The organism is Paraburkholderia sp. Tr-20389 (assembly GCF_017104565.1).
In the GTDB taxonomy this organism is placed as follows: Bacteria; Pseudomonadota; Gammaproteobacteria; order Burkholderiales; family Burkholderiaceae; genus Paraburkholderia.
On sequence record NZ_JAAGPD010000053.1, the window covers coordinates 24,809 to 37,338 of the forward strand.

The window sequence follows — 12,530 nt, forward strand, 5'->3', positions numbered from 1 at the left end:
TGCTGCGCGGACGTGCCGAAAGTTCGCGGAAACAGCGTGTGTTTCGCAAGCCATTCGATGCGCAAAGAAATGTATGCTACCGCTTAATTGATGTGCGCGCACGCGGTTGTACACGCGTCGACGGTTCGCTGACGGATTTCCGGCAATCCGCTCACTCGCACGCGGCGGCGAGCCGCCGCGCCAGCGCCTGCGCACCCGGCAAATCGAGCCGCAGCGACGCATACGCGCTGCGCTTCACATCATCGGGCAAGGTCGAGTCCCACTTTTCGTTGTCGATGTTGCCGATCGCGCGCAAGGCGTCGGTGGTCTGCGAGGGCGTCAGCGACGCGATGCGTTGCAGCGCATCCTTCACCGACTCGGCGCCCTGGATGCGCACGCTCACGGTCGGCCCCTGATTCCACGCGTCGAAGCCTTCTGCGCGAAGCAGCACGACGAGCGCATCGTTGATCCAGTCGCCGGACCAGGTCGCGAGCACCGTGCTGCCGCCATGCGCGAAGACAGAGCGCGTCGCCAGTTCGTTCGATGCGAAATAGCGGCGCGCCTCTTCGAGCAGTTCGCGGCCCGTCGAATCGAGAAACACGACGGGCGCGCCGTCTTTCAGCACATGGAACATTTCGCGCCGCACCTCGTCGTGCACGAGCGAGCCGCCGCCGTCGAACACGGGCGGCACGCCGCCCTGATCGGGCTTCACGTACACGGTTTTCCTCGGCGCATCGACTTCCTGCACGCGCCAGCGCTGTCCGCCGAACACGAGCCCCTGCCCCGGCGCCAGCGGACGCGACACGGGCACCGAGCCGAGCACGCTCGCGCCCGCGACGATACGAAACTCGTCGTCGGTGGAAAAGGATGCGTAGAACTCGTAGCGGTTGACGAGACGCTCGCCCGCCGTGCCATGCAGCAGCAAGCCGCCCGCTTCCTGCACGAGCAGATCCTGCGCGCCGAGGCTGCGCAGGATGGCTGCGAACATCGGCTTGTCGATCGCGCCGAACGGACCTTGCGCGACGAGCGTGTCCCACAGCTCGTTCGCTCGCGCGCCGCCACGCTCGGCGATGATGGACAGGATCTGCTGCACCAGTGTGGACGGATGCATGCCGCCCGCGCGCGGCGGCTCGAACCAGCCGCGCAGCAGCAGGTTCACCATCGCCACCGATTGCACGAGGCTCTCGCGCAGGCGGTCCGACAGATCGGAGCCGCTGTGCAATTCGGCTTCGACGCAATAGCAGCGCAGAATCGCCGCTTCGCCCTTGCGCCGGCCCGAGCGTCCGAGCCGCTGCCGCAAACTCGCCACCGACGGCGGCGCGCCCACCTGCACGACGTTCTTCACTGCGCCGATGTCGATGCCGAGTTCGAGCGTCGTCGTGCACACGGCGCTCGCCGGCCGGTCGCCTTTCTTCAGCGCCTGTTCGGTCTGCTCGCGCAATTCCTTCGACAGGCTGCCGTGATGCGGCCAGAACTCGTTCGGATAGCCGTCGCGCTCGCACGCTCTGCGAAGCAGGTCGGCGTACAGCTCGACCTGGCGGCGGCTGTTCGGAAAGATCAGATTGTTCGAGCCGCGCAGCACCTTGTACATGTGATTCGCAACTTCAACCGTACTGGCGGGTACGACGTCTTCGAGGCCGGGGTTCTCGATGCCGGGTTCGAACTGGATGCGCGGCGGCTTCTCGACATAGCCTTTGACGAGGATCTTGAGTTCCTGGCCGGTATTGCCCGACTCGACGATCTGCACGCTCTCGGCACCTTCAGGGCGCAGGAATTCAGCGGCGAGTCGCATGTCGCCGAGGGTCGCCGACAAACCGACACGCGGCACACGGCGCCCGCATACATGATCGACGCGCTGCATCAGCGATTGCAGCTGCATGCCGCGCTCCGAGCCGATGAACGCATGCAGCTCGTCAACGACGACATAGCGCAGCGCACCGAAAGTCGTGGCCAGCGACGCACCGCGCGTGACGAACATCGCTTCGAGCGATTCGGGCGTGATCAGCAGTACGCCCGTCGGGTTCTTCACGAAACGCTGCTTGCGTCCCGACGACACGTCGCCGTGCCAGCCGGTGACGGGAATCTCCAGCGCGTCGCACAGGTTGTCGAGACGGGACCATTGATCGTTGATCAAGGCCTTGAGCGGGCTGATGTACAGCACCGAGCCGCTGCATGGCGTATCGCGCAGCAGGTTCGACAGAATGGGGAGGAAGGCCGCTTCCGTTTTGCCGGCGGCCGTCGCGGCCGCGATGATCACGTCGCGGTCGGCGTCGATCAGCGCGGGGACGGCCCGCTCCTGCGCATCGCGCAGCTCCGTCCAGCCCTCGCGCCAGATCCAGCGGCGAATGCGCTCGTCGAGCAGGTCGAAGCTGCGCGAATCAGTTGAGCCGGAAGCTGGCAAGCTCATCGTCGCTATCGGAAGCGGCGTCGTTGACGATGTCGGCCGCGCCGCCCGTGTCGCGCTCGATCTCCATGCTGCCGATCAGCTCGCGCCAATCCGCCGACGGGTTCTGCTCCAGCACCGCCAGGAAATTGATGAACGCGGTGATCGTCGTGCGCGGCGTGCGGAAGTACGCTTCGCCGAGCCGCGTCGCACAATGCGCCATGAACGCGGGGATCGCCTCCTCGGGCACGAGCGTCTTGCTCGCATCGCCGAATGCGTACACGAGGCGCAGCTTGTCGAGCAGCACGTAGAAATCTTCCGGCGTGAGCGCGGCGAGCCGGATCACAGGGCCGCTATAGTCGACGAGGCCGTTGGTCGCGAACGCGTTTTCCGCGAGCCGCGACTGCAGCGCCGCATAGCTGTAGAGACCGCGCCGTGTGTCGAGCAGAAACTCGGGCGTGCCGCCCAGCACGAAGCCGAGCCCTTCCGCGGTGCCTTGCAGCGAGTCGTTCAGGATACGCAGGATCTGTTCGTAGTTCGCGTTGCGGGCCTGCAGGTTGGCGAGCTTGTACAGGTTCACCATTTCGTCGAGGCACACCATCAGGCCGCTGTAGCCCGCGAGCCGCACGAAGCGGCCGAGCAGCTTCAGCTGGTCGTACATGTTCGCGTCGTCGACGATGGTGCGCACGCCGAGCGCCTGGCGCGCGTCGGTACGTGTCGAGAACTCGCCGCGCAGCCAGCGCACCGCATCGCTCTTGAGCTTCTCGTTGCCTTCTTCGAAGCCTTTGCAGTAAGCGGCGATCACGTCGGCGAAATCGTAGCCGTTGACCATCTCCGTCAGTTGCGAGAGCTGCGCGCGAATCACCTCGTCGCTGCTGCGGCCCGTCGCCTTCGCTTCCGTCTTCGCCTGGCCGATGAACTTCTCGACCACGCCCGCGAGTGCGCCGCCTTCGGGCTTGGTGCGCGTCGCCATGTTCTTGACGAGTTCCGCGTACAGCGAACGCGCCTGGCCGCCCGACGCGTGCAGACGCCGGTCCGGATTCAGGTCGCCATGCACGGTGACAAGCTTTTTCTCGAGCGCGATTGCGCGCACGAGGTTCAGGAAGAAGGTCTTGCCCGCGCCGTACTCGCCGACGACGATGCGAAACGCCGAGCCGCCGTCCGCGACGCGCTCGATGTCCTTCAGCAGCGCTTCGAGTTCGCGCGCGCGCCCGACCTGGATCAGATGTTGCCCGATGCGCGGCACGACGCCGGCACGCAGGGATTGCAGGACCGCGTCGCGGTCCCTGGGGCGAATCGTTGTCATGCAGCCAACCTTTGTGCGACTTCCTGATTGATTTCGACGGGATCGTCTCCGTCCGTGAGCGGTTCGTCCCAACGGTCGAGCGACGCCTCGTTCACCTGTTCGATCGCGCCGTCGAGCATCAGTTCGAGATGCGACGCGGCATCGGCGAGTTCGGCGCGCGTCCACGATGCGCGCGTAACGAGCAGACGCAGGAACGACGAGTGCGGGTCGTCGAGGCCCAGCAGCGGCGCTTCGTTTGCGTCAGATGTTTGCAGTGTTTCCGGCGCGGGCATTGGCGTCGGTTGCTCGTCATGTGCCGCCGGCATCGCCTCTGCCGGTCCTGCAAGCACGTGCTGTTCCCCGGCGGTATCCGGCGCGCCCGGCTGCGCTGCGTGAGCGTGCGGCATCGCATGGGGCACATGCGCGTCCTCGACGAACACGTCGGCCAGCATCGACGAAACACGCGCCGTCTCTTCCTTGAGCGCGGCGATTCGCGTCGCGTCGAGCACGAACTCATGCTTCGGCGCGGCGGCCCTGGGCGCGTCGGCGGCGTGCTTCTTCGACGGCTTCGTGCCGCCATGCGCCGGCGTTGCGGGCGCGCCGCTCGCATGCTGATGCAGATCGGTGTACAGGCGCTGCGGATCGATGCCCAGCATCCGGTACACCTTTTCGAGCAGGCGCACTTCGTCGCGCGATACGGCACCGTCGGCATTCGCCGTATGTACGAGGAACGACGCGATCGTCGCCTTCACGTCCTGCGACAGCGGTGAGAGCTTCTTCTTCAGCCCCGCGCTCGCCGTCGGCTGCGTGAGTTGCACGAGATTACGCGCTTTCAGCCGCCTGCGCTGTTCGTCCGACAGATGCGGCCACTGGTCGATCTGCCATTCGATCACGGCCGTCTCGCGCTGCGTCGCGTCGCCGTCCGCACGCGCGACGGTCGCGGCCAGATCGACGATGATCGTCGCGACCTCGTACGCGTCGTCGACGGACAGCGGGTTCGCACCCGGCTCGATGCCGAACAGCGCAACGGCATCCGTCGGCTTCGGCGTGCGCGCGCCGAGGCGCACGTCCGGTTCGACGGCAATGCCCGCTTCCGCGAGCGCCGTCGTGAACACGACCGCCTTGTCGCGGGTCATCTTGCCGCCCGAGCGGAAGCGCGCCAGCAGCGTGCCGAACGTGCTGACGGCCGTCGCGCCGGCGATTTCGCCGGCCAGCGCATCGATGGCGTCGTGCGTCGCCTGCGGCCACATCGTGGGCGGCAGCGTCAGCGTGGCTTCGAGCGTGCCCTGCGCCTCCGGATAGCGGCCGAGGTAGCGGCTGTACGCATCGAGCGCGGCGGCGCTTTCGTGCATCAGCAACTGCAGCTTGTTGCGCGTGCCGTTGACGGCGGCGATATCGGGCAAGCCGACCAGAAAGCCCGGCACGGGCACGCTCTTCAGCGCGCGGAACGACGGTTGCGGCGACGCGTCGAGCTTCGTGCGGTTCGCGGGAAGCAGCATGCCGGCGCCGAACCGGTCGCGATACTGCCGCGTGAACACCCGGTCGAATTCTTCCGGACACCGCGCGACGGCCGTGCGCCGCACCATCATCGGATCGAGCTTGACCCACGCGAGCGCCCAGTCGGCGGGCAGCGGATGCTGGTCGAGCGCCGCCTGGCCGAACGCGACGCGCACGTTCAGCGGCACCTGATAACCCGTCGCGAGTCCGTCGGGCGCGGCTTGCAAATACATGCGCGTGTGCCGCGACGCCATCAGCGACAGCGCGTCGATCAGCGCGCGCACATGCTTTTGCCAGCCATAGTTCGCGTCGAGATTGATCAGGCGCCGCAGTTCCTTCGCGATCGCATCGAATTCGTCGCCGCTGACCTTGCCCGCCGCGCCGTCGACGAGAACCCGCCGTTCGAGGCCGTACAGATAGAAAAACAGATACCCGGTGTTGATGTCCGATTTCTTCCGGTCGGACGCGAGCCATTCGAGATATGTGCGCCGCTGTTCAGGCGAGAAACCGCCATAGCTGAGCGCCACGCTGTCCAGTCCGGCCGACGGATTTGCGCCGTCGCGCGCGACGTCGAAGCGCGCGTCGATCACGCAGGCATCGATCGAATCGGCATGCGAGCGCTGCACGTCGCCCGTATAGAAGAAGCCTCCCGACACGTCGAGGCCGTGGATATCGACGCTTTCGCCGGGCGTGACCCAGCGCGCGGACACTCGCGCGGGCGAACGCACATCAGGCCGCGCGCCGGCGGACGCGGGGCTGATGCGGTAGGCGTCGGCGGTAGCGCCCGCCATGCTTATCGATACCAACGGCTCGTCGTCGTATGAGCCGGAAGAACTTGTCATGAAATTGCGCGGCTCCTTTCGAGCCCTGTGAGATCCGGATCAAAACTGCGACACGAAACGCGCCGCCCTCGCCCTCGCCTGTGACGCGGGCGCGCGCCGCTGCGGTCCTGGCAGCATGTCGACACGGCGCTCACGCAACGTGTCTTCCGATGCAAGCTTGAAAGTCAGCCAGCGACGCACGGGCCGTACCATGAACAGGCCCGCGCCCGAACGATCAGATGGCTGCCGGGGACAGGAAAGCAAGCCCCATCGACAGGCCGATCACGACGGCCACGCCCTCCCGTGACGGCTTCGATCGCGGCGCATTGTTCTTTCGTCCACATCGCCGGGAATCCGTTGCCCGGCGTGGTCGCGACCTTTGATTATATGTTCTTTTTCAGGATCGATCCGGTGGCGGGAAATCGAGGGTTCGCATACCGGCAGACGCGTCTGCGAAGAAGCGCTTAAAGAGTCTTCCTTACGGAAACCTTTGTGCGCAAGCGCACGATCGGGCCCCAACTAAATCGCATATTTTGCAAGCTCATTTTATGAACTGGGGGTACACTCAGCGGCATGCGTCAGGCGCGTGGTATTGCACGTCGGCGCGCCTGATCCGAATTCCATCTCCGACGCTTCAAGCGTCAGATTTTTCGCACCGTCTCTCAGGTTCTGGACGGCCCTCGGAATGCCAGAACCTATTCACGCCAGCGCAAGCTGGCGTCTTTTTGTGCGCTGACTCGTGGGATGACTCGTGGGCTGCCTTATGAGGGGCTGCCTTGTGAGCCGACAGAAAGGTTACGTTCTGTCCCGCAGCGCCCGTACCTTGCACGCCTTGCACAGTTTGCGCGCCCTGCGTCGCTTGCGCCGCTACTGCCGGCGCGACGACCAGCGTCAAACGACGGCGCCGGACCGTCGCGTAGGTTGCGAGTGCGAGGCCGCACCAGATCAGGCCATAACCCGTCAGGTCGATTGCCGTCAGCCGCTCATGGAAGACCGTGAGCGCGAGCACGAAGGTCACCGTCGGCGTCACGTATTGCATCACGGCCGACTCCGTCAGCGACACCAGCGGCATCGCGTACGCGTACAGCGCGAGCGGCACCACCGTCAGCGGCCCCGCCATCATCATCAGCACCGACGCATCGATGCCGTACGACGTGAACGCGAGCGTATGGTGCGACGTCAGATAGCCGAAGTAGCCGAGCGCGAACGGCATCATCACGACCGTCTCGCGCCACGTGCTGACGATCGCATTGCGGGTCGGCCACACTTTGCGCGCCAGGCCCAGCAACGAGAACGTCACCGTCAGCATCACGGCGAACACGGGCACGCCGCCGTGCGCATAACACTGGACGAAAGTGCCCGCCAATCCGAGCGCAAGCGCCGCCGCTTTCAGACCATTGAGCCGCTCATTCAGAAAAACGATGCCGAGCGCCGCCGACAGGAGCGGGTTCAGGAAGTAGCCGAGACTCGCCTGCAGCGCATTGCCCGTCACCGACGCGAGGATATACACGACCCAGTTCGCCGACAGCAGCACGGCGGGCACCAGCGCGAGCGCGAACGAGCGCCAGTCGCCCATTTGCTGCCGCAACGCGGGCTTGAGCGCAATCACAGCGGACAGCACTGCGAACGACCAGAACACGCGGTGCGCGAGCATCTCCGGCGCGCTCACTTCCTTCAGATGCCAGTAGTACAACGGCATCAGGCCCCACCAGCACAGCGCCACGAGCAGCGCAGCGTAGCCGGCGCCCTCCTTCTGCTTCTGATTGTTTGCATTCATGGCTGTAGCGCCTCGTCGAGTCGGTCGATCAGAACTTCCACTTCATCCACGCCAAAAATCAGCGGCGGCGACAGGCGCAGCGAATCCGGTGCAGCCGAATTCGGCATGGCCAGCACGCCACCGTCGATCAGATCAAGCCACACGTCGGTCATGCTTCTGCCGGGTTGTGCCGCGAATTCCGCGTCAAGCGCGAGGCTGAGCGCGAGGCCCTTGCCGCTCACCGTCACGCGGCCGCCGAAACGCGCCGCGATGCGCGCTTCGATCAGCGCGCCTATCGCCGCCGCGTTGTCGACGAGCCGCCCGCTTTCGACGAGATCCAGCACGATCAGCCCGCAGTGCATCGCGAGGCGGTTCCCGCCGAACGTCGAGCCCTGCACTTTCGCCTTGCCGGGCGCGCCGAACACAGCATCGAAGTCAGCGTCGTTGAGCAGTACCGCCGACAGCGGCACGAGTCCGCCCGTCAAGCCTTTCGATACGACGATCATGTCGGGCGCCGCCGACGCGTCCCGCATGCCGATCGCGTCGATGCCGAACCAGGTGCCCGTGCGGCCGAGCCCGCAATAGACTTCATCGGCGATCAGCTTCGTTCCCGTCGCGCGGCACAGCGCGGCGAGCCGCGCCGACGTGTCCGCGTTCCAGTGCTGCGCCGACGACGATCCCGCGACAGGTTCGAACACGACGGCGGCAACCTTGCGGCTCGCCAGCAAGTCTTCGAGCGCGGCGAAGTTGTGCGCGTCGACGTGATGGACGTTGCCCGGCTTCCACGGCAACGCCTCGGTCCAGAACGGATTGCCCGTCATGAACGACGAAAACATCGACAGGCCGTGAAACGCGTCGCGAAACGCGACGACGTCCGGCCGCCCGGTGCCCGTCATCGCGAACTTCACTGCGCTTTCGACCGCCTCGGCACCCGTGGTCGCGAAGAACACTTTCTGGAAACGCTTGCCTGAGAGCGCGATCAGTTTGTCGGCAAGCAGGCGCTGCAACTCGGCGCATTCGAACGGAAACACGTTCACCGACGTCTGCTGCAATGCGTCGGCGAAACGCGCAAGCAGCGACCCATGCGCATGCCCGAGATTCGCGGTGCCGAAGCCCGCGAGACAGTCGAGCAACGTGCGGCCGTCCGCCGTTTCGATGTAACAGCCGTCGCCGCGCGCGCCCGTCATATCGAGGCCCGCTTCGTCGAGAAACTGCGCCCACCAGGGGTTCACGGAATCGAAGCGCGCTGCCTCGTTCGCCGCGCGCTCGACACCGACGTCAGGCTCGATCTCAGACTTCAAGCGGCCTCCTGCCTTCGTGCAGTCCATGAAACTGGAGTTGCTTTTGATCGCCGTAGAAGAACGCGACCGATTCGAGTTGGCGCATGTTCACTTCGAGCATGAACAGCGCCGCTTCGAGGCTGTAGCGCTGTTCCTCGGCCGTGACATGCGGAATGTCGGCGAGGAAGAGACGCGACAGGCTCGGATGATTCAGTTCGTCGTTCGTCTCGCCGTGCTTTGCAACGATGTCGCCCGCATGCAGCGCACGCTCGACGAGTGCGGCGATGTGCTCATGCACGGGACTGTGCTGGTCGCGCAGGCCTTCCGTGACCATGATCGACGTGAAGAACGCAGTGGGCAGACGATGCGCGAGCACCGTGTACGCGTCGATATAAAGCGCGGTGAGCGGCAGCGGCACCGAAGCGCACACGTCGGCTTCGTTCATGCCGAGCGCGACGCACGTCGCGAGTTCGAATGCTTCGTGGCCGTACTCTTCCAGGAAGTACTGAAAGAGCCGCGCGCGCAGAGTGCGTTTGAGGCGGCGCGACAGCAGCGGTCCGAGAATTTCGACGAAGCGGTCGGTGACGTGATATTGCTCGATGTACAGGCCTTTCACGAGCGGCGTAATCGCGTCGCTCGCGAGTGCCGCCGATGCATAGACGTTGCTGCCGAGACCGTCGAGCGCCTTGAGCAGCAGACGCTCGGCGCGCGCGGCGAGCGCGAGGCCGCTGCACGGCTCGCTCAGCGTGTCCGTCGACGCCGACGTGACGCGGCGGCCGACACGCAGCGGCGCGATCTCGATGAAATGCGCAAACGACAGCAGGTACATCTGCAGATCGGTCGGATCGAGCGAGGCGATGCTGTGGACACCGTCGTGCGATACGTCTTTCGCGATCGCGGTGTGGGGATGCCAGCGCACATGCGTGAACACTTCGGCCAGCACGCTTTGCCACGCGATCAGCAGTTCCGGCGCGTTGCGGCGTGCATACGCCAGCTGGAAATACAGCGCCTGCAGCGCGAAATTATTTGCGAGCGGGCCGTGATGGTCGTCCGAAAACGGAAACACTGCCTGCTCGTGGACTTGCGCTTGATCCGTCAGCATCGTGTGCACGACGGCGAGCACCTCCTTGTACATCGCAAGACGCTTCGCGACGACACGTGCGAGCCGCTGCCCGACTTCCACGCACAACGCGAGCGCGCGTTCCGCTTCGGACGTCACGCTGTCGACCCCGCTGTCCGTCTCTTCGATCAGCGAGAGCGCATCCAGTTGCACCGTCAACGCGCGAATCCACGCGGGACATTCGCCTTCGTTCAGCCTGATCCAGATGTCGGATGAAGGCCGCATCAGCTGCTCAATGACGTCGGCCACTTCGTCACGCGCGACGCCTTCGAACGACAGGTCGATCGCATCGTCGCCGATGCCGATCGTCAACACCGCGTCGCCTGACGACACCTCGCACGGCACCAGCGCCGGCCGTCTGTATCGATCGATATCCCAGCGTTCCATGACCGTTCTCAGGCAAAGATGCGCGGTTTGACGACGGGCTGCTTGCCGTAGAAATCGAGAATCTGGTTCTCCTGCAGCACCATGGTTTCGATCGCGAGCATCACGTGCTTCTTGACCGTCATCTGCTCTTCCGGCGACACGGCTTCGATTTCGGACAGCAGGCTGAGCGAGATGTCTTCGTGATCGAACTCGTCGTTGATCGTCGCGTGACGGGCGATCGGGCGCCAGAAGCCCTCCGGGATGCCCGTCCCGCGGCAATAGTTCGCCAGTTCGATATGAAAGCTCACGCTCGGCTGCTCGAACAGGAACAGCAGCGACTTGAAGCTCAATGGATGCTGGCGCGCATATACGCCCAACGACGCGCACAGCGCGAACGTGGCGGGCAACGGCACCAGATCGTCGAGGTTGTCGGTGCGAATGGAGACGGCGTGCAACGACTGCCGCAGCATGTCGTCGTGATTCAGTTCCGAGGCGAGAAAGCCTTGCAGCAACTTCTGCACCTTGACGGGGCCGGCATGCGTAAGCGCGGGTGCGATCAGCCCCGGCGCCTCGCGCACGATATAGAAGTATTCGAGCGCATAGCCGATCAGCGCGCTCTTCGGCAGCGTGCGGTCGCACAGCCCCTGATAGAGACGCGATTTCGACTTCGCGGCGATCGTCTCCGAAGCGAACTTCCTGAGCCGGTGATAGAACTCCTCGCCGGACAGACAGCCTTGCGGCTCGGGAAACGCGCTCTCCGTCAGAAGGCCGAGCCTGTCGAATTCCTCGATCAGCCCGTCGATTTCCTGCGCGAGTTCTGTGTGGCGGCGTTTCAGTTCCGGAATCGACGTGTCGCCGCGCCTGAGCGATTCGACGAACGCCTTGAGCGCGCCCCGCTTGTCGGCAATCACCGAGCACGATTGCTCGCGATAGTCGACGGTCAGGCCATTGTCTTCTTCCGTCAGCTGGACGCCGGGGCGAAAGCGCGGCGCGGCGAAAAGATCGGCGGCTGTCGTGACTTGCATCATGCGTCTCCGCTGACGTCGAGCTGACGCAACAGCGTCGGCGACGTCGAATAGTGTTCCCAGATACCCGTGTAGAACTGGTCGTACAGTTCGATGAACAGATGCGTCTGCGCGCGCAGACGGCGCACGTCCGAATCCGGGATGGCGGGAATCCGCGAAAAGATCTTGCGCGTGAGGCTGCCGTGCCCGCCGTTCAGGTTGATGTCGGAATGGGCCTTCACGGGCTTGAGCAGCGCGGGATCGACGCCGATCCGATAGGCGGCATCGAGAAAAGAGTCCTGCTTGATGTCCTTGCCTTCGAGTATGCCGAGCGTCGAAAAGAAGAACAGCGGATCGCTATGCGCCCAGAACGCGAGCGCGTTGCACAGCGCCATGGTCTGCGGCAGCGGCACGGTGCGCGCGAGATCTTCGCGCGTCACGCCCAGCGTGTTCAGCGCCTTGAGCAGCAGTTCGTCGTGACCGTACTCTTCCGCGTAGAACTCGTTCATCGCGAGCCGCACGCCCGTATTGGCGACGTACGACAGAACCGGCGCGTCGAAGTAGCTTTCGCGGAACAGGAAATGGTAGTTCTCCACGATCATCCCGTGGATCACATTGAGCGGAATGTCTTCGCGCGTGCTCGCGGACGCGCACTTCTCCCAGAACACGTTCGTATAGAGCGTGCGGTACAGCAGTTCGTTGGCGAGATCTTCGAGTTCGAGCAGCACGTCGAGGCCGCTGCGCGCCAGCGCGGGCTTGACCGCGCGCACCAGTTGCAGCTCCTTCAGACGGTCGAACAGTTTCTGTTCGTACGGCGAGTAGCGGGCCAGCACTTCTTCGGCCTTGACGCCCGAGCGCAGCGCGCTGATCAGCGACGCCGCATCTTCACCGTCGACGGACGCCGGAAATTCGTATTGATGCTCGTCGTCTTCGATGACGAGCGAAGGCGACGTGCTGAGACACTTTCCCGCCAGCACGAACGCCTGTGGTTCAAAAATGTCGTCCATCACGACAGCCTCCGTTCGTGGCCGGCACGCGA

The 12,530-nt window shown here is 64.7% G+C and carries 8 protein-coding genes; all 8 read right to left on the reverse strand.

The window, feature by feature from the left end; translation table 11 throughout:
• Positions 1-151: 151 nt before the first annotated feature.
• Positions 152-2,386 carry a DEAD/DEAH box helicase gene (locus tag G3N95_RS34640; protein ID WP_205974588.1) on the reverse strand — a complete coding sequence of 745 codons (2,235 nt, stop codon included), beginning with the start codon at positions 2,384-2,386 and terminating at the stop codon, positions 152-154.
• Positions 2,358-3,668, reverse strand: coding sequence for an ATP-binding protein (locus tag G3N95_RS34645; protein ID WP_205974589.1), 1,311 nt, complete (start codon positions 3,666-3,668; stop codon positions 2,358-2,360). Before G3N95_RS34645 ends, G3N95_RS34640 begins: the two co-directional genes overlap by 29 nt.
• Entirely contained in the window at positions 3,665-5,986 is a 2,322-nt protein-coding gene (locus G3N95_RS34650) for a TerB N-terminal domain-containing protein (protein ID WP_205974590.1), read from the reverse strand. The genes G3N95_RS34645 and G3N95_RS34650 overlap by 4 nt, the downstream gene beginning before the upstream one ends.
• A gap of 613 nt (positions 5,987-6,599) precedes the next feature.
• Positions 6,600-7,742 carry an EamA family transporter RarD gene (gene rarD, locus G3N95_RS34655; RefSeq protein WP_205974591.1) on the reverse strand — a complete coding sequence of 381 codons (1,143 nt, stop codon included), beginning with the start codon at positions 7,740-7,742 and terminating at the stop codon, positions 6,600-6,602.
• The gene (locus G3N95_RS34660) at positions 7,739-9,022 is read right to left on the reverse strand and encodes an aspartate aminotransferase family protein (RefSeq protein WP_205974592.1); all 1,284 of its coding nucleotides are present in this window, start codon (positions 9,020-9,022) and stop codon (positions 7,739-7,741) included. Before G3N95_RS34660 ends, rarD begins: the two co-directional genes overlap by 4 nt.
• Positions 9,012-10,508, reverse strand: a complete 1,497-nt coding sequence (locus tag G3N95_RS34665; protein ID WP_205974593.1) for a hypothetical protein — start codon at positions 10,506-10,508, stop codon at positions 9,012-9,014. Before G3N95_RS34665 ends, G3N95_RS34660 begins: the two co-directional genes overlap by 11 nt.
• An 8-nt stretch (positions 10,509-10,516) precedes the next feature.
• Complete coding sequence (locus tag G3N95_RS34670; RefSeq protein ID WP_241019118.1) at positions 10,517-11,515, reverse strand: iron-containing redox enzyme family protein; 999 nt, start codon at positions 11,513-11,515, stop codon at positions 10,517-10,519.
• On the reverse strand, positions 11,512-12,498 hold the full coding sequence (locus G3N95_RS34675) for an iron-containing redox enzyme family protein (RefSeq protein ID WP_205974594.1): 987 nt from the start codon (positions 12,496-12,498) through the stop codon (positions 11,512-11,514). Before G3N95_RS34675 ends, G3N95_RS34670 begins: the two co-directional genes overlap by 4 nt.
• Between the last annotated feature and the right edge of the window lie 32 nt (positions 12,499-12,530).